The organism is Blastococcus sp. HT6-30, from assembly GCF_039729015.1.
Classification (GTDB): Bacteria; Actinomycetota; Actinomycetes; order Mycobacteriales; family Geodermatophilaceae; genus Blastococcus.
This window is the reverse complement of sequence record NZ_CP155792.1, coordinates 505,862-522,836: the sequence shown is the minus strand read 5'-3', so window position 1 is coordinate 522,836 and position 16,975 is coordinate 505,862. Positions and strand designations below refer to the sequence as shown.

Genomic DNA, 16,975 nt, shown 5'->3' with positions numbered 1-16,975 from the left:
TCCGGGACGACGGTTCGTGCACGAACGGCTGTCAGCTGGTCACGTCCCTGCGGGCGAAGTGCCGGAAGCCGAGCGCCGTGAAGACGGCGATGTAGACCAGCGACTGGATCACGCCGCGGAACAGGTCGCCGTCGTCGACCGGTGTCTGCAGCAGGTCGGTCCAGGCGAACTCCTCCGCCGTCGGGAACCAGTCGCGGATCGACCCGAGCTGCTCCACCTGGTCGAGGATCGCGAAGACGAACATGGTGAACACCGCGCCACCGACCGCCCCCAGCGGTGCGTCGGTGATCGTGGAGAACCAGAACGCCAGCGCACCGACGACGAGCAGGTGGACGGCGAGGTAGCCGAGCATCCCGGCCAGCCGGAGCATGCCCTCACCCTGGTCGATCCCCACACCGACCGGCGTCCTGATGTCGTCGAAGCCGAACGCGATCCCGCCGGCGACCACCGCGACCGCGGCGAGCGTGACCAGCGCCGCGACCGACTGCACCAGCGCGGCCAGCCACTTCTGCCGGAGCAGCCGCATCCGGGGGATCGGCGTGGCCAGCGCGTACCGCAGCGAGCCCCACTGCGCCTCGACGGCGACGGTGTCGCCGAAGAACAGCGCGTAGACCACCACGAGGAAGAAGCTGGTCGTCGCGAACAGCACGAACAGGGTGAAGTTCAGCCCGCTCGCCGTCGCGACGTCGACCAGGTTGATCCGGCTGTTCTCCGCCGCCTCCTCGCTGGCGCCCAGCTGGAGGGCGGCGATGAGCACCAGCGGCAGCGCGATCATGAGGGCGAAGACGCCGAGGGTGCGGCGGCGCTTGAACTGCCGCCGCAGCTCCACCGACACCCGCAGCGTCCGCTCCGGCCGGTAGCCGGCGACCGCGCCGGTCGGCTGCACGTGGTCGGTCGTGGCCATCAGCTCTCCCCCACCAGGGCCAGGAAGGCGTCCTCCAGGCGTCGTCGCGGCGTGAACTGCTCGACGGCGATGCCGGCCGACACCAGCGCCTGCAGCACGTCGGCGCGGCGGGAGCCGTCCAGCTCGGCGACCAGGCCGTCGTCGCCGCGCGCGGCGGTGACCCCGGGCAGCGACGAGAGGACGGCGATCGCCCGGTCGGTGTCGGCGTCGTCGGCCAGGCCCACGAGCACCGAGCCACCGGTGCCGACGATCTCCTCCACCGTGCCCTGCGCGATCTTCTGCCCCTTGGCCATGACGACCACGTGGCTGCAGGTCTGCTCGATCTCGCTGAGCAGGTGGCTGGAGACGATCACGGTGCGCCCGGTGGCGGCGTAGGAGCGCAGCACGTCGCGCATCGCGTGGATCTGCGGCGGGTCGAGCCCGTTGGTCGGTTCGTCGAGCACGAGGAGATCGGGCAGCCCGAGCATGGCCTGGGCGATCGCGACCCGCTGGCGCATGCCCTGGCTGTACCGGCGCACCGGCCGGTCGATGGCCGCGCCGAGGCCGGCGACGGCGAGAGCTTCGTCCATGTGCGCGTCCTCGGCCGGCCGGCCGGTGGCGGCCCAGTAGAGGCTCAGGTTGTCCCGGCCGGACAGGTGCGGCTGCAGGCCGGTGCCCTCCACGAAGGAGCCGAGCCGGGACAGCACCGGGGCGCCGGCACCGGCGGCGTGCCCGAAGACGCTGATCCGCCCCTCGGTCGGCCGGATGAGGCCCATCAGCATGCGCAGCGACGTCGTCTTGCCGGCGCCGTTGGGCCCGAGCAGGCCGAGCACCTGGCCGCGCCGCACCTCGAACGACAGGTCGCGCACGGCGACGAAGCCGTCCTTGTAGGCCTTGGTCACGCCGGTGAACCGCAGCGGGACGTCCTCGCCGTCCGGCTCCACCTGCGAGATCTGCCGGCGTCGCCGGCTCCCCCACCAGCGGGCGGCCAGCCAGCCGAGCAGACCCAGACCGGCGACGACGGCGAGCAGCACCCACCAGCGCGAGGTGCCGCCGGTCGACTCGCTCCGGCCGCTGACCTCGGGCGCCGCGAGCTGCGTCTCGCCCGCGGCCACGCCGTTCGCGGCACCGGCCGAGGCCAGGCCGACGGAGTAGACGGCCGCCTCGTCGGGCAGCGCGAAGGCCTGGTCGGTGGAGGACACCAGCACCCGCATCCGGTGGCCGGCCTCGAAGCGGTGCACGATCCCCGGCAGCGTGACGCCCACCCGCGTCGGGGCGGTCGGATCGGTGGAGAGGCCGGTGAGCGCGAGGGGCGCGACCAGGCCACCGGGCAGCGTGGTGGCGCCGTCGGGACCGACGTCGTAGAGCTTGGCGAACAGCGTCGCCGATCCGCTGGGCGAGGCGACCACGAGGTCGACGGTCGAGGCGCCGACGACCTCGACGGCCTCCTCCAGCGGAGCGCTGTCGAAGGCGGCGTACTGGCCGGGGATCTCCGCGGTCGACCCGCCCAGGGCGGAGGTCAGCGCACCCAGCCCCGGCACGGTGGTGAGGGCGGCCGGCGTGCCACCGGCCGGGGTGACGACCGGCTGCACGGGCCCGGAGACGGTCACCGACCGGCGGGTGGCCGGCTCCGCGCCGTCCAGCCCGGGGTAGGCCTCCGCGGCGACGGTCTGGCCGCCGCCCTGGACCCGGCCGATCGTGGCGCCCAGCCCGGTGGGCGCCGGGAACTCGAAGCCCGTGCCGGGGTCCTCGCCCTGTCCCCGCAGGTGCCAGTCGAACCAGCCGGCGATCTGGTCGCGCAGCTCCTGCGTCTGCCGGTCCGACGAGGACGCGTCGTGGCCGCCGGCGAACCAGACCACCTTGACCGGGGTCCCGTCCGCCGCGATGCCACGCGCGTTCGCGTCGGCCTGGCCGAGGCCGAAGAGCGAGTCCTGGGTGCCCTGCACCAGCAGCGTCGGCACGTCGATGCGGTCGAGCACGCCGTCGGGGCTGCTGCGGTCGAGCACCGCGGCCACCTCCGGCGTGAGCGTGCCCGAGGCCGCGGCCGTCTGGTACGCCTCGCACACCTCGACCCGGAACCGGCCGCAGGTGAGCAGCAGCCCGGCGGCCTCCGGGTTCTCGGCGGCCTGCTCGAGCAGCGCGGGCGGGAGTGCGCCGAGGGAGGCACCGCCGGCCGCCCCGCCGGCGCCACCGAGCGCGTCCAGCGGGCCGCCCGAGGAGGAGCCGATGCCGAAGAACAGCCCGGACCATAGCCGCTTGTAGACACCGGCCGCCTCCGTCTGGGGAACCGCGGCCACCGTGTCGGCCGGCGTCTCGCCGGTCTGCGACGGGAAGAGCGCGGTGGTCAGGGAGTTCCAGGTGATCTGCGGCGCGATGGCGTCGACCCGCTCGTCGTAGGCGGCGCCGAGCAGGGCGAGTGCACCGCCGTAGGACCCGCCGGCCACCCCCACCCGCGGGTCGCCGTCGGCGTCGAGCTCGACCTCCTCGCGCTCGGCGAGGAGGTCGAGCAGCGTGGAGAGGTCGGCGATCTCGTAGCGCGGGTCGTTGAGCCCGATCCGGCCGGTGCTCTCCCCGAACCCGCGAGCCGAGTACGTGAGGACGACGTAGCCGCGCCCGGCCAGGTCGGCGGCGTCGTCGGCGACCGACCGCTTGCTGCCGCCGAAGCCGTGCGCGAGCACGATCGCGGGAGCCGGGTCGTCGGTGTCCGGGAGGTAGAGGGTGGTGTCGAGCTCGACGGCGTCCTCCCCGGAGCCCGACGGCACCCGGGCCACCTCGGTGCCGACCTCCGCAGCCGCCGCCGGGGGGGCGAGCACGACCAGACCGGTCGGCAGGGCGAGGGCGAGCAGGGCGGCGGCCGAGGCGCGCGCTGCGGAGCGCGGGCGGGGACGCACGAGCCCGCGGAGGGAGCGCACGAAGCGCCCAACGGCCGGGTGCCCGCCCGTGTTCCGGCAGCCCGGGGCGACCCGGGTCAGGGCTGCCAGTTGCCCGTGGCGACGACGACCAGCCCGGGCGCCGGGACGTCGGCGACCTCGAAGAAGCGGGGCGCGGGGCCGGCGAGGTCGGGGAACTGGTCGATCAGCTGCAGGGCGGCCTGGCGCTGCTGCTCGTCGCCCTCGGTGAAGAAGACGGTGGTGGTGGCGACGTCCGTGCCGGGGTAGGCGCCCACGCCGGGCGACTCCCAGCCACCGGCGACGACGACCCCGGAGATCTTGCCTGCCAGCCCGGTCACGTTGGTGGCGTTGAGGACGGTGACCGGGACCCGGACGGGGGTGGTGACCGGCGGCTCGACGGGAACCGGGTCGACGGTGAGCGGCGGCAGGGCCGCGCTCGGCGGGGCGACGGTCGGCACGCTGGGCGGGGCCGACGCCGACCGGGCCGCCGCCTCCTGGTTCTCGGGGGCGGTGACCGTGTAGACGCCGAGGACGGTGCCGGCGACGACGACCATGGCCACCAGGCCCGTGAGGACGCGGCGCGGCTTGCGCTCCGGCTCGTCGTCGAAGATCACCTCGGGGGTGCCGTTGCGCTTGGCGGCCTTGCGGCGCGCGGCGTCGGCGGCCTGGCGCTCGGCGCGGTTGGCGGCCCGTCCGCCCTTGACCGGGCCGGTCACAGCGCCGTGGACGACGTCTGCGGCCGCGCGGTCGTCGGCGTCGAGGTCGTCGTACGCGGCCTCGAACTCGGCTTCGGGCTCCGCCGCCTCGCCACCGCGGGTCGTCCTCCGCTCCGGGATGGCGGTGGTGGGCGGCGCCACCGGCCCGCGCAGCACGTCCGCGCCGGTGTCCACGCCGAGCCGGGAGCGGCCGGTGTCCTCGGTGCGAGAGGGCTTGGTCCAGTCCCCGTAGGAGGACGACGGCGCCCCCGACGGCGTCGTCTGGCGCGGGACGCGGGGCACGCGGGGTGCGGGGGCGTGCCCGCCGGAGCCGCGGCTCGGGCCGGTGGTGGCGAGGGGCTCGTCGTCGACCAGGACCGACGAGGCGGGGCGGGGGGCGGCCGGGGTGGGTGCGCCGAAGAGCGCGTCGCCCGCGCCGGCCGGCGAGAGGAGGTCGGCGCCGCGGACCGGTGCCGCGGACTCCTCCCGCGGCTCGGGCGTGGGCACCGCGCGGAACGGGGCGACGCTGGTGAGCGGCGCGGACGCCACGGCAGGACGGGGCACGGCAGGACTGTGCCCGGCCTGACGGGGCGCGGCCGGGGCGGCGGATGCGGCCGGGCGGGCACCGGCGGGGACCGGGGGCAGCGGCAGGCGGGAGCGCGAGACCTGACGCGCGGCCTCGCCGGTGGGCGTGCTCAGCAGGGCGTCCCGACGGCGCTCGGAGCGCTCGCGCCCCGGAGCCGTGGGGTGGTCGCTCAGGCGCACGTCCGCGTCGGGCCACAGACCGTCGGGGGCATCGGTCCTGCGCCGCCCAGCGGTCGCAGAAGGGTTCCCTCGACCTAGTCCGTCACTGCCTGACGCGGCGTGCCTGCCCACGGTCACCGAATCTAATCGATGTGATTCCCCTTGCCCAGGATCTGCGAGGAACGCGTCCGCTGCCGCGCCGTGCGCAGCCGACGGAGACGCCGGACCAGCAACGGATCGACGGCCATCGCTTCCGGACGGTCCACCAGGGCGTTGAGCGCCTGGTAGTACCGGGTCGGCGTCGTGCCGAACAGGTCGCGGATCGCCGTCTCCTTGGCACCGGCCCGCCGCCACCACTGCCGCTCGAAACCGAGCATGTCGTGCTCCCGCCGGGACAGCGCCGCGCCGCCGACCTGCGCGGTTCCCTCCCCTGACCCCTCGGCCCGGGGCGGGGAGACCACGGGGGCTGGGTCGCTGCTCATGGTTCGTCCATCTCCTGCCACGCTCCGCCTCCCGGGGACCCCGGGCGGCTCGAGGAGGACGGTAGCCCCGGCCACCGACGTTTCCGGCCGAGCGCCGCGCCGGGCTCCCGGTGATCTCAGGGAGTGGCGACCACCACGTCCCGGCCGGCCCTCCGGGCCCCGGCCCGGGCGTGTCGCAGGGTGTCGACGGTGAAGACGGCGAGGGCGACCCAGACGATGACGAAACCGGCCAGCCGCGCGGGCGGCATCGGCTCGCCGTAGAAGAAGACGCCGATCGCCAGCTGCATCAGCGGGGTCAGGTACTGCAGCAGCCCCACCGTCGACAGCGGGATCCGCCGAGCGGCCGCCGCGAAGAGCAGGAGCGGCACCGCCGTCGCCGCCCCCGCGCTGGCCAGGAGCAAGGCGTGCCCGACGCCGGCGTTGGCGAAGGTCCCGCTGCCCCCGGTGTGCAGGACCGCCAGGACGACGCCGGCAGGGACGGCGACCAGGGCCGTCTCCAGGAACAACCCGGGCGCCGCCTCGACCTTCACGAGCTTCTTCATGAGGCCGTAGAGGCCGAAGCTGAGGGCCACGCCCAGCGCGATCCACGGCGGTCGCCCGTAGTCGACGGTCAGCACGACGACGGCGACGGCGGCGATGCCGACGGCCACCCACTGCAGCGGGCGCAGCCGCTCGGCGAAGACCACCACGCCCAGCAGCACGCTGACCAGCGGGTTGATGAAGTAGCCGAGCGAGGTCTCCACGACCTGGCCGGAGTTCACGCCGTAGACGTAGATCAGCCAGTTCACGGCGATGAGCACCGCGGCCCCGGCCAGCACCAGGAGCGTGCGCGGGCTGCCCACCGCCGCGCGCACGTGCCCCCACCGGCGGACGACGGTCAGCAGCAGCCCGACGAACAGCAGCGACCAGAGCACCCGGTGCGCGACGATCTCGAGCCCGCCGGCGGGCTCGAGGAGGGGGAAGTAGAGCGGGAACACGCCCCAGAGCGCGTAGGCGCCGAGCCCGGAGACCACCCCCAGGCGACGCTCGTCCACGGCCGCACGGTACGCCGGGGCCCGGCGGGCGTGACGGGGCGCCGCCCGGCTCCGCGGCGGCCTACCGTCGGAGCGTGCGCAGACAGCGGCCGACCCCCGCGCAATGGGTCTGGTACGCCCTCGGTGGAGGGCTTCCCCGGGAACTGGCGCCGTGGGTGCTGGCCGACACGACGCGCAGCACCTGGGTGTGGCGCCACCTGGCGCGGGCGGCCGTGCAGCTGCTGCCCCTCGTCGTCGTCTGCCTGCTGCTGGTCCCCGTCCCGCTCGTGTACCGGCTCAGCGCCGCGGGCGGCGGGCTGCTGCTGGGCCTGCTCTTCTCGCTGGCGTACATGGTGGAGACCATCGAGCACCGGGTGGCCAAGGCCGGCTACGAGCCGGGCACCGCCACGCGGGTGCGCACCGAGCGGGCCGAGCGGGACCGGGTCGAGCGGCTGGCCCCCTATCGGCGGGACGGCGCGGGCAGCTTCGACTGAGCCGACGAGGGGACTCGAACCCCTAACCGCCCGATTACAAGTCGGGTGCGCTACCAATTGCGCCACGCCGGCGGGACATGAGCTCCAGGCCCCGCACCAGGATAGGGACATCCCGGGCCACGGCTCCGGGACCTCGGTCAGGACGTCTGCTGCCGCGCGTCGTCCGGGGAGCCGGGGATCGGAGTCGACCCGGAGCGATCATCGGAACGGCGCCGGGTGCCCGCCACCGCCACCCGACCGGTCCACCGGGCCGCGCGCCGACGCAGGGTCGCCTCAGGCCGCCTCGGTCTCGGTGCTGGGGTCGGCGCGCGGCGGCTCGCTGCGGACGTAGCCGGCCGGGTCGCGGCCGTGCATGGGGCCGGCGGCGAGCCAGCGGGCGAAGCCGGCCGGGTCCCGGCGCTCGAGCTCGTCGAGCACCTGGGCCCGCCGGCTCACGATCCGCTGCCGCGCCGCCGGGGCGAGGGGGCCCTGCAGCTCGGTGCCGGTGCGCAGCCACTCCTCGCCCAGCGCCGCGGTCGCCTGCCCGGCGACGGCCGGGGACGGCGCCGGGACCCACCCGCCGGCGACGGCGTGGATGCCGGACACGGAGGCCGGCCGGGCGGCGGCCGCCCGGCGGTCGCGCGCCCAGCGCAGCGCGGCCCAGGCGGCCACCCCGACACCGACGAGCAGCAGAGCCGCCGCGCCGCCGGCCAGCACGGCCGTGCCGCTGACGACCAGGAGCGCTCCGATCGTCACCGCTGCGACCATGCCGACTGCCTCGAGGGCGGAGCAGCGCGCGGGCGTCGGGTTCTCGCGGGCCACCCCCGCGGCCACGCACCCGGCCAGGGCGCCGGACACGCAGACGGCGACGAGCCCGGGACCGCGCAGGGCGATGCCGCCGACGACGGCCACCACGGCGGCGCAGGCCAGGCCGAGACCGATCAGGAACCGGAGGAAGGGACCACGGATGGGCACGGCAGTCTCCACGGCGCGATGGAACGGGGCGGATGACGGGCACCGCCCGTCGTCCCCGCCACTACCCCGTCGCCGGCGGTGATGCACACGGAGCCACGGATCGATCACCCGCCACGGGGCACGCCGGCCCCACCCGGCAGGATCGGCGGTCGTGGGCTCCTCCGTGGTCGACCTCGACCTCCGGCTCGGCGTCGTCCTCCTCGCCCTGACGGCAGTGGCCGCCGTCAGCGGCCGGCTGTCCGGCCTCGGCGAGGACCGCGCGGTGCTGGTCACCGCGGTGCGGGCCACGGTGCAGCTCGCCGTCGTCTCGGCCGTCCTGCTGGTCGTCGTCGACTTCCTGTGGCTCTCCGCCGCCTTCGTGCTGCTCATGGTCACCGTCGCGACCGTCACCGCCGCCGGCCGCACCACCGACCTGCCGCTGCGCTCCGCCGGGGCCCTCGCCCGGTTGGCTGCCACTGCACTGCCCGTCCTCGGCGGCGCGGCGCCCATCGTGGCCCTCGTCCTGGTCAGCGGCACCGTGCCGCTGCGCGGAGAGGCCGTCATCCCGATCGCCGGCATCCTCGTCGGCGGCGCCATGACCGCCACCTCCCTGGCCGGCCGGCGGCTGCGGGAGGAGCTGGCCCAGCGGCACGGCGAGGTGGAGGCCGCGCTCGCCCTCGGGCTCCCACCGCGCGACGCCGTCCTCCTGGTCGCGCGGCCGGTCGCCGGCACCGCGCTCGTGCCCCCGCTGGACCAGACGCGCACCGTCGGGCTGGTCACCCTGCCGGGCGCCTTCGTCGGCGTGCTGCTCGGCGGCGGCAACCCGCTGGAGGCCGGCGCTGCGCAGCTGCTCGTGCTCATCGGGCTGCTGGCGGCGGAGGTGCTGGCCGTCTGGGCGGTCACCGAGCTCGTGGCGCGCGGGCGGCTCCTGCCCGTGCCGCGGTAGCACCCAGGAAGCTCACAGCCTCCCCCCAGCGTTGCGCCAGAGGACGGTCGCACAGTGGACAGCGACGCAGCAGCCGCAGACGGCTGTGCGAGGAGAGGACCACCAGTGAGCGAGCACCAGCACCAGTACCCCGGCGCGGGCCACCAGTTCACCTGGCAGCCCCCGCAGCAGCCGACGACGCCGCAGCCCATGTTCCCCGTGACCTACCCCGGCTACGGCGGTCTGCCCTCATCCGCTCCCGCCCCCGCCCCCGAGCAGCCGACGACCCGACGCGGTGGACGGCTGCGGATCGGCCTCGCGGGCCTGGTCGCGGGCGCGCTCATCGGCGGCGGCGCCGGCGCCGGCGTGACCGCGCTGCTCGACGAGCCGGCCGGCTCCACGGCGTCCTCGGCGTCCGCGCAGAGCGTGACCATCGAGAACCCGGAGCGGGCGACCACCGCCACGGCCGCCGCGGCCAAGGCCGCGCCGAGCGTCGTCACCGTCTACGTGAGCACGGGCGCCAGCGCGGGCAGCGGCTCCGGTGTCATCCTCACCGCCGACGGCTACGTGCTCACCAACAACCACGTCGTCGCGGGCGACGGCGGGGGCTCCGGCACGGTGCAGGTGCGCACCGCTGACGGCACGCTCTACGACGCCCAGATCGTGGGCACCGACCCCGACTTCGACCTCGCCGTGCTCCGCCTCGACGGCGCCGAGGACCTCGTGCCGGCCACGTTCGCCGACTCCGACGAGGTGCAGATCGGCGACGTCGCCGTCGCCATCGGCGCCCCGCTGGGCCTGTCGAACACGGTGACCGACGGGATCATCAGCGCCACCGGGCGCGCCGTCGCCACCGCATCGACGCAGGACGACGCCACCGTGCTGGACGCCATCCAGACCGACGCCGCGATCAACCCCGGCAACTCCGGCGGCGCGCTGGTCGACGGCGCCGGCGAGGTGATCGGCATCAACACCGCCATCGCGACCGTCGCCTCCGGCCTCCCGGGTGGGCAGTCGCAGAGCGGCAACATCGGCGTCGGCTTCGCGATCCCGGGCAACACCGCCCAGCGCGTCGCCCAGGAGATCATCTCGACCGGCACCGCGAGCCGCGCCTTCCTCGGGGTGACCGCGCGCACCGCCACCGACGACCAGAACCGCGAGGTCGGCACGGGCGCGGAGGTGGCCACCGTCGAGCCGGGCAGCGCCGCCGATGAGGCCGCGCTGCAGGCCGGCGACGTCGTCACCGCTGTCGGCGACCGCCCGGTGACCACGTCCACGGAGCTGACCGCCGCGATCCGCAGCCAGGCGCCCGGCAAGACCGTCGAGCTGACCGTCCGCCGTGGTTCGGACGCCCGGACCGTCGAGGTCACCCTGGGGAAGACCAACTGACACCCGGAGGCGGCTCCCGGCCCGGTCCCTAGGCTGGGCCGGGTGGCCGCACCCCGACCGACCGCACCCCTGACCGGGGCGCTCGACGACCCGGCGCGGGCCCGTGACCTGGCCCGGATGAAGCGGTTTGCGACCGGGCTGTTCCTGCTCGCCGCCGCGGTCTTCCTCGGGTGCGTGCTGCTCGGTGAGGACGCCGGCGCCTGGGTCGGCTACGTGCGGGCCACGGCCGAGGCCTCCATGGTCGGCGCGCTCGCGGACTGGTTCGCCGTCACCGCGCTGTTCCGGCACCCGCTGCGGCTGCCGATCCCGCACACCGCGATCATCCCGCGCAAGAAGGACCAGATCGGCGAGAGCCTGGGCGCCTTCGTGCAGGAGAACTTCCTCACCCGCGCGGTCGTCGAGGAGAAGCTGGGGAACATCGACGTCCCGGGCCGGCTGGGTGCCTTCCTGGCCGCGCCCGGCCGGGCCGAGCGCCTGGGCGGGGACGCCGCCACCGTGCTCTCCGGCCTCACCGACCTGCTCAAGGACGAGGACGTGCAGCCCGCCGTCGCGGCGCTCGTCGACCGGAAGCTGCACGAGACGCCGGCCGCCCCGCCACTGGCGCGGGTCGTCGAGCTGGTGGTCGACGGCGGCCGGCACCAGGAGGTGCTGTCCGCGGCGCTGCGGCTGATGGCCCGCTTCCTCGATGAGAACCGGCTGGTCTTCCGCGCGCAGCTGGGCGACGCGTCGCCCGCCTGGGTGCCCGACTGGGTCGACGACCGGGTCTTCGACCGCGCCTTCGCCGGTGTGCAGGCCTTCCTGGAGGAGGTCGGCGCCGACCCCCGGCACGAGCTGCGGCGCTCCTACGACGCCCGGCTGCAGGCCTACGTGCACGCGCTGCGCACCGATCCGGACACCGCCGCCCGGGTCGAGGAGTTCAAGAAGGAGCTGCTGGAGCACCCCGCCGTCCGCACCTGGTCGGGTTCCCTCTGGACCACCGCCAAGGACGGGCTGCTCGCCGCGGCCGCCGACCCGGACTCCCCGCTGCGGGCGCGGGTGACGGCGCTGATCCGCGACGGAGCCCGCCTCCTGCAGACCGACCCCGCGGTGCGGGAGCTGGTGCAGCGGCACAGCGCCCGCGCGGCCAGCTACGTCGTGGAGCGCTTCTCCGGCGACCTCGCAGACCTGGTCAGCAGCACCGTCGCGCGCTGGGACACCGACGAGACCAGTCGCCGCATCGAGCTCCAGGTGGGCCGCGACCTGCAGTGGATCCGGGTCAACGGCACCGTGGTGGGCGGTCTCGCCGGCCTGGTCATCTACACCGTGGCGCAGCTGCTCGGCTGAGTTCAGCGGCGGGCGGCCGCCGCGGCGTGGAGCGCGATGCCTGCGGCGACGCTGACGTTGAGCGATTCGGTGTCCCGGTCGATCGGGATGCGCACGACGACGTCGCACTTCTCCCGCACCAGCCGCGACAGGCCGGTGCCCTCGGCGCCGACGACGAGCGCCACCGGGTCGGCGAAGCCGTCGTACTCGTGCAGGTCGACGTCGCCGTCGCCGGCCAGGCCCACCGTCTGCAGCCCGGCGTCCTGGTAGGCGGCGAGCGCCCGCGGCAGGTTGACCGCGCGGGCCACCCGCAGGCGGGCCGCCGCGCCGGCGCTCGTGCGCCAGGCCGAGGCGGTCATGCCGACGGCGCGGCGCTGCGGAACGACGACCCCGTGCGCGTCGAAGGCGGCCGCGGAGCGGACCACCGCGCCGAGGTTGCGGGGGTCGGTGACGCCGTCCATCGCCACGATCAGCGGTGCCCGGCCGGAGTCGCGGGCGATGTCGAGCAGGTCCTCGGGGTGGGCGTAGTCGTACGGCGGGACCTGCAGGCCGATGCCCTGGTGCAGCGCACCCTGAGACATCCGGTCGAACTCGCCCTTGCCGACCTCGAGCAGCGGCAGGCCACGGTCGGCCGCCAGCGCGAGGGCCTCGGCGATCCGCTCGTCGGTGCCGCCGCGCGTCGTGTCACCGGTGACGACGTAGAGCGCCGTGGCGGGGATCTGCGCGCGCAGCGCCTCGACCACCGGGTTGCGGCCGAGCAGCAGCTCCGGTGACTCCTCGGCGCGCTGGCGGGCGCGGGCTCGGTCGGCCCGCGCCTTCGCGTCGGCGGCCGCCCGGCGCTGGGCCGGGTGCCCGGGCCGCGCCTCGGCGGGCGGGGTGGCACCCCGGCCGGCGAGGGAGCGGCGGTTCTTGCCGCCGGTCCCGGCGGTGGCGCGCTTCTTGCCCGCTCCGTCGCTGCGGCCGCGGCGCTGGCTGTTGCCGGCCATCAGGAGGTCAGCTCCCATCGGGGTCCGGAAGGGGTGTCCTCGACGGTGACGCCGAGGGCGGCGAGCTGGTCGCGGATGGCGTCCGCGGCCGCGAAGTCCTTGCGTGCCCGGGCAGCCTGGCGCTGCTCCAGGGCAAGGGCGACCAGTCCGTCGGCTGCCCGGGTCAGCTTCTCGTCATCGGCGCCGGCGGCGGCCCACTGCGGGTCCAGCGGGTCGAGGCCCAGCACGCCGAGCATGGCCCGGACCGACCCCAGCGTGCCCGCGACCGCCCGGTCGTCCCCGTCGGCCAGGGCGGTGTTGCCCTCGCGGACCGTCTCGTGGATCGCGGCCACGGCCGCCGGGGTGCCGAGGTCGTCGTCGAGGGCGTTGCTGAAGTCGGCGCACAGCACCGGCGCGCCCGCGTCGGCGCCCACCCGCTCGACCGCCCGCTTCACGAACGACTCGATCCGGCGGTAGGCCGACCCGGCCTCCTCCAGTGCGGAGTCGGTGAACTCGATGGTCGAGCGGTAGTGCGGCGCCACCAGGTAGTACCGGAGCTCGACGGGGCGCACCCGCCGCACGACCTCGTCGACCAGGGCGGTGTTGCCCAGCGACTTGCTCATCTTCTCGCCGCCGAGGGTCACCCAGCCGTTGTGCAACCAGTACTGCGCGAACCCGTCACCGGCAGCGCGGGACTGCGCCTGCTCGTTCTCGTGGTGCGGAAAGCGCAGGTCGAGCCCGCCCCCGTGGATGTCGAACTCGGCCCCGAGGTAGCGCCTCGCCATCGCCGAGCACTCCAGGTGCCAGCCCGGCCGGCCGCGGCCCCACGGCGTGGGCCACGAGGCGGTCTCCGGCTCGCCGGGCTTGGCGGCCTTCCACAGCGCGAAGTCACGCGGGTCCCGCTTGCGCTCGTCGGTCTCGGTGTCGGCCGCGGGCTGCAGCTCGGAAAGCCGCTGCCCGGTCAGGGCGCCGTACTCCGGGAAGGACCGCACGTCGAAGTAGACGTCGCCGTCGACGGCGTAGGCGTGGCCGCGCTGGATGAGGCGGGCCATCAGCTCGACCATCTCGGGAACGTGCCCGGTCGCCCGCGGCTCGTAGGTGGGCGGCAGGACGCCGAGGACGTCGTAGGCACGGGTGCAGGCACGCTCGTTCTCGTAGGCCCACGCCCACCACGGGACGCCGGCCGCCGCGGCCTTCGCCAGGATCTTGTCGTCGATGTCGGTGACGTTGCGGACGTAGGTGACGTCGAGCCCCTGGGCGGTCAGCCAGCGGCGCAGCACGTCGAAGGCGAGGGCGGCGCGTACGTGGCCCACGTGGGGCGGGCCCTGGACGGTGAGCCCGCAGACGTAGACCGATGCCTCTCCCGGACGCAGGGGCGCGAAGTCCCGGACCGCACGGGCTGCGGTGTCGAAGAGGCGGAGGCTCACTGCGCAGAGTCTACGGAGGCCCCGGTCAGGGCCGGCGCGCCTGCACCGTCGGCCTTCCCGTCCGGACGACCAGGGCCGTGGCCACGGCGGCCCGCCCCTCGCCCCGGCCGGTGAGCCCGAGCCCGTCGGTGGTGGTCGCGGTGACGCTCACGGGGGCGCCGAGGGCCGCGGTCAGGACCGCCTCGGCCTCGCCGCGACGCGGTCCCAGCTTCGGCGTCGTGGACACCAGCTGCACCGAGGCGTTGCCCACCCGCCAGCCCGCCGCGTCCAGCACCTCGCGGACGTGGGCGAGGACGTCGGCGCCGCGCGCCCCGGCCCAGCGGGGGTCGTCGGTGCCGAGCAGCCCGCCGATGTCGCCGAGCCCGGCGGCGGAGAGGACGGCGTCGGTGAGGGCGTGGGCCACGACGTCGCCGTCCGAATGCCCGGCGCAGCCGTCGGCACCCGGCCACTCGAGCCCGGCCAGCCAGCAAGGCCGGGCCGGCTCGATCGGGTGGACGTCGGTGCCGATGCCGACGCGCGGCAGGTCCGGAACGGTCATCGCGCCACCTCGCACGACGGCTCGGCTCCGGGCTCGTTCCGCTCCTCGGTCGCCGGCGCTCCCTGCGATGCCCGCTCGCCCGTCGTCCGCACGCTCATCTCCGCGAGGACCAGGTCGTGCGGAACGGTGATCTTGGCGGCGCGCTCGTCACCGGGAACCGTGCGCACCGGAACGCCGGCGGCCCGGACGACGGCGGCGTCGTCGGTCAGCTCGGCGGCGTCGTCCAGGGCGGCGTAGGCGGCGACCAGGATCGCGCGGTCGAAACCCTGCGGCGTCTGCACCCGGCGCAGCGGGGCGCGCGGCACCGCCTCGACGACCACGCCGTCGTCGTCGACCGCCACCGTGGTGTCGACGACGGGGAGGACCGGCACGACCGCCGGGGCGCCGGCGGCCAGGGCACCGAGCACCCGGGCGACGACGTCGGACGGGGTCAGCGGGCGCGCGGCGTCGTGGACGAGGACGACGTCGGCCACGGGGCGGCCGGGGCCGCTCAGGGCGGCCAGACCGGCCCGGACGGAGGCCGTGCGGGTGCTGCCCCCGTCGACCAACCGCACCGCCGCGGGCAGGGCGGCCGCGAAGGCTGCGCGCTCGGCGGGCGGCACGGTGACGACGACCTCGGTCACGCCGGCGGCCAGCAGGCCCTCGACGGCCCAGGTGACCAGCGGGCGCCCCGCCAGCGGGACCAGCGCCTTCGGCCGGTCGGCGCCCAGACGCGAACCGCTCCCGGCCGCTGCGACGATGGCGGCAGCGTGCACGGGAGCGGTTCGGTTCGTCCTGGGGTCGCGCGGAGCGCTCAGCTGGCGAGGACCTCGTCGAGCAGGACCTCGGCCTTGTCCTCGTTGGTGCCCTCGGCGAGCGCGAGCTCGCTCACCAGGATCTGGCGGGCCTTGGACAGCATGCGCTTCTCGCCCGCGGAGAGGCCCCGGTCCTTGTCACGACGCCAGAGGTCACGCACGACCTCGGCGACCTTGTTCACGTCACCCGAGGCCAACTTCTCGAGATTGGCCTTGTAGCGGCGCGACCAGTTCGTCGGCTCCTCGGTGTGCGGGGCGCGGAGCACCTCGAACACGCGGTTGAGCCCCTCCTGACCGACGACGTCACGGACGCCGACGATCTCTGCGTTGTCGGCCGGCACGCGCACGGTGAGGTCGCCCTGGGCGACCTTCAGCACGAGGTAGGCCTTCTCTACGCCCTTGATGGTTCGCTTCTCGATCGCCTCGATGAGAGCGGCCCCGTGGTGCGGATAGACGACGGTCTCGCCGACAGTGAAGCCCATGTGTATGTGACCCCTTTCGCTTCCCCCAGGTTAGCACGGCAAACTTGCGAACGGATCGGGCCAGGTCAGTAAAGATGCAGGTCAGCGGCCTGGTCCGGAGCCCTGGAGGGGTTGACACGGCGTGATTCATGTGCCTGCGGAGGTGTTCCGGCCGATGGCCACCATCCGGGCACTGGTCCTCGCGACCCACCCCGGCCCGGCGGTCGCGGTCACCGTCGTCGCCACCCTCCTGGCGGTCGCCGCGGACGTCCCGGCCGGCCGGGCCGCACTGCTCTGCGCCGCCGTTCTCGCAGGTCAGGCCTCCATCGGCTGGAGCAACGACTGGCTCGACGCCGACCGCGACCGGGCCGTGGCGCGCGCGGACAAGCCGGTCGTGCAGGGCGCCCTGACGCCCCGGTCGCTGCGCGGCGCGGCCGTGCTGGCAGCCGCCACCGCCGTCGTCCTCTCCCTCCTCCTCGGCGCCGTGCCCGGCCTGCTCCTCCTCCTGCTCGTCGCCAGCGGCTGGGCCTACAACGCCGGCCTCAAGCGCACGGCGTGGTCCGGCGCCGGCTACGTCGTCGGCTTCGGCGCCCTGCCCGCCGGGGTGGTCGCCGCCGCGCCCGGGACCGCGGTCGCCCCGTGGTGGCTCGTCACCGCGGGCGCCGCCCTCGGCGCGGCCGCCCATCTCGCGAACGTCGCGCCGGACCTCGAGGACGACCTGGCCACCGGCGTCCGGGGGCTGCCCCACCGGCTGGGGCCACGGGCGTCGGCCGTCTCCGGGGCGCTGCTCCTCGCGGCGGCGTCCCTGGTACTCGTGCTCGGCCCGCGCGGCGCACCGACGGCGGCCGGCTGGGCGGCGCTCGCGCTGACCGCACCGGCCGCCGTCGTGGCCGGCCTGTCGGGCGGCGTGCCGCGCTTCCGCAGGCTGGCCTTCCCGGCCGTGCTGCTCCTGACGGTCCTCGACGTGGTCCTGCTGGTCAGCGGCGGGGCAGCCCTGGCCTGAGCCCCCGGCCGGGCACCGCCCGCAGCCGGGCGGCGC

16 protein-coding genes and 1 tRNA gene are annotated in these 16,975 nt (G+C 75.6%); 5 read left to right on the top strand and 12 right to left on the bottom strand.

The annotated features are described in order from the left end of the window. Positions 1-31 precede the first annotated feature (31 nt). The 5 genes from ABC795_RS02430 to rarD form a co-directional block, all read right to left on the bottom strand. On the bottom strand, positions 32-904 hold the full coding sequence (locus ABC795_RS02430) for an ABC transporter permease subunit (protein WP_347059274.1): 873 nt from the start codon (positions 902-904) through the stop codon (positions 32-34). Continuing rightward, complete coding sequence (locus ABC795_RS02425) at positions 904-3,795, bottom strand: alpha/beta fold hydrolase (protein ID WP_347059273.1); 2,892 nt, start codon at positions 3,793-3,795, stop codon at positions 904-906. Before ABC795_RS02425 ends, ABC795_RS02430 begins: the two co-directional genes overlap by 1 nt. A 56-nt stretch (positions 3,796-3,851) precedes the next feature. Then, on the bottom strand, positions 3,852-5,033 hold the full coding sequence (locus tag ABC795_RS02420) for a LytR C-terminal domain-containing protein (RefSeq protein ID WP_347059272.1): 1,182 nt from the start codon (positions 5,031-5,033) through the stop codon (positions 3,852-3,854). A gap of 323 nt (positions 5,034-5,356) precedes the next feature. After that, positions 5,357-5,695, bottom strand: a complete 339-nt coding sequence (locus tag ABC795_RS02415) for a DUF3263 domain-containing protein (RefSeq protein WP_347059271.1) — start codon at positions 5,693-5,695, stop codon at positions 5,357-5,359. Positions 5,696-5,811: 116 nt separating this feature from the next. Beyond that, positions 5,812-6,729, bottom strand: coding sequence for an EamA family transporter RarD (gene rarD, locus ABC795_RS02410; RefSeq protein WP_347059270.1), 918 nt, complete (start codon positions 6,727-6,729; stop codon positions 5,812-5,814). 74 nt (positions 6,730-6,803) lie between these two features. On the opposite strand from rarD, the gene ABC795_RS02405 reads away from it, so the two are divergent. Beyond that, positions 6,804-7,202, top strand: coding sequence for a DUF5313 family protein (locus ABC795_RS02405; protein ID WP_347059269.1), 399 nt, complete (start codon positions 6,804-6,806; stop codon positions 7,200-7,202). On the opposite strand, the gene ABC795_RS02400 is transcribed toward ABC795_RS02405, so the two are convergent. Continuing rightward, positions 7,202-7,274, bottom strand: a tRNA-Thr gene (locus ABC795_RS02400). The genes ABC795_RS02405 and ABC795_RS02400 overlap by 1 nt on opposite strands. 201 nt (positions 7,275-7,475) lie before the next feature. After that, complete coding sequence (locus ABC795_RS02395) at positions 7,476-8,168, bottom strand: hypothetical protein (RefSeq protein WP_347059268.1); 693 nt, start codon at positions 8,166-8,168, stop codon at positions 7,476-7,478. 139 nt (positions 8,169-8,307) lie between these two features. Here ABC795_RS02395 and ABC795_RS02390 point away from each other — a divergent pair, with 139 nt between their 5' ends. The 3 genes from ABC795_RS02390 (at position 8,308) to ABC795_RS02380 (ending at position 11,772) form a co-directional block, all read left to right on the top strand. Continuing rightward, positions 8,308-9,081, top strand: a complete 774-nt coding sequence (locus ABC795_RS02390; protein WP_347059267.1) for an ABC transporter permease — start codon at positions 8,308-8,310, stop codon at positions 9,079-9,081. A gap of 105 nt (positions 9,082-9,186) precedes the next feature. Then, positions 9,187-10,449, top strand: coding sequence for a trypsin-like peptidase domain-containing protein (locus ABC795_RS02385; protein WP_347059266.1), 1,263 nt, complete (start codon positions 9,187-9,189; stop codon positions 10,447-10,449). A 42-nt stretch (positions 10,450-10,491) separates the two neighbouring features. After that, positions 10,492-11,772: a DUF445 domain-containing protein gene (locus tag ABC795_RS02380; protein ID WP_347059265.1), complete on the top strand. Its 1,281-nt coding sequence runs from the start codon at positions 10,492-10,494 to the stop codon at positions 11,770-11,772. Between the two features lie 2 nt (positions 11,773-11,774). Here the strand turns inward: ABC795_RS02380 and rlmB are convergent, their stop codons facing one another. The 5 genes from rlmB to ABC795_RS02355 are packed head-to-tail and all read right to left on the bottom strand — an operon-like array spanning position 11,775 to position 15,957. Further along, positions 11,775-12,737 (bottom strand): 23S rRNA (guanosine(2251)-2'-O)-methyltransferase RlmB, encoded by a 963-nt coding sequence (gene rlmB, locus ABC795_RS02375; protein WP_347060672.1) that lies wholly within the window; start codon positions 12,735-12,737, stop codon positions 11,775-11,777. Then, positions 12,737-14,143: a cysteine--tRNA ligase gene (gene cysS, locus ABC795_RS02370; protein ID WP_347059264.1), complete on the bottom strand. Its 1,407-nt coding sequence runs from the start codon at positions 14,141-14,143 to the stop codon at positions 12,737-12,739. The genes rlmB and cysS overlap by 1 nt, the downstream gene beginning before the upstream one ends. Positions 14,144-14,168: 25 nt before the next feature. After that, a complete protein-coding gene (gene ispF / locus ABC795_RS02365) occupies positions 14,169-14,681 on the bottom strand; it encodes a 2-C-methyl-D-erythritol 2,4-cyclodiphosphate synthase (protein ID WP_347059263.1) in 513 nt (170 codons plus the stop codon). Then, positions 14,678-15,436: a 2-C-methyl-D-erythritol 4-phosphate cytidylyltransferase gene (gene ispD, locus ABC795_RS02360; protein ID WP_347059262.1), complete on the bottom strand. Its 759-nt coding sequence runs from the start codon at positions 15,434-15,436 to the stop codon at positions 14,678-14,680. Before ispD ends, ispF begins: the two co-directional genes overlap by 4 nt. Before the next feature lie 38 nt (positions 15,437-15,474). Continuing rightward, positions 15,475-15,957: a CarD family transcriptional regulator gene (locus ABC795_RS02355; protein WP_347059261.1), complete on the bottom strand. Its 483-nt coding sequence runs from the start codon at positions 15,955-15,957 to the stop codon at positions 15,475-15,477. A gap of 154 nt (positions 15,958-16,111) precedes the next feature. Here ABC795_RS02355 and ABC795_RS02350 point away from each other — a divergent pair, with 154 nt between their 5' ends. Further along, positions 16,112-16,939, top strand: a complete 828-nt coding sequence (locus tag ABC795_RS02350) for a UbiA family prenyltransferase (protein ID WP_347059260.1) — start codon at positions 16,112-16,114, stop codon at positions 16,937-16,939. Positions 16,940-16,975 lie beyond the last annotated feature (36 nt).

Bases quoted from the DNA above. Each gene is read 5' to 3' on its own strand.
- ispF (WP_347059263.1), bottom strand. From the start codon at position 14,681: ATGACCGTTCCGGACCTGCCGCGCGTCGGCATCGGCACCGACGTCCAC.
- ABC795_RS02355 (WP_347059261.1), bottom strand. From the start codon at position 15,957: ATGGGCTTCACTGTCGGCGAGACCGTCGTCTATCCGCACCACGGGGCC.
- rlmB (WP_347060672.1), bottom strand. From the start codon at position 12,737: ATGGCCGGCAACAGCCAGCGCCGCGGCCGCAGCGACGGAGCGGGCAAG.
- ABC795_RS02430 (WP_347059274.1), bottom strand. From the start codon at position 904: ATGGCCACGACCGACCACGTGCAGCCGACCGGCGCGGTCGCCGGCTAC.
- ABC795_RS02350 (WP_347059260.1), top strand. From the start codon at position 16,112: ATGGCCACCATCCGGGCACTGGTCCTCGCGACCCACCCCGGCCCGGCG.
- ABC795_RS02415 (WP_347059271.1), bottom strand. From the start codon at position 5,695: ATGAGCAGCGACCCAGCCCCCGTGGTCTCCCCGCCCCGGGCCGAGGGG.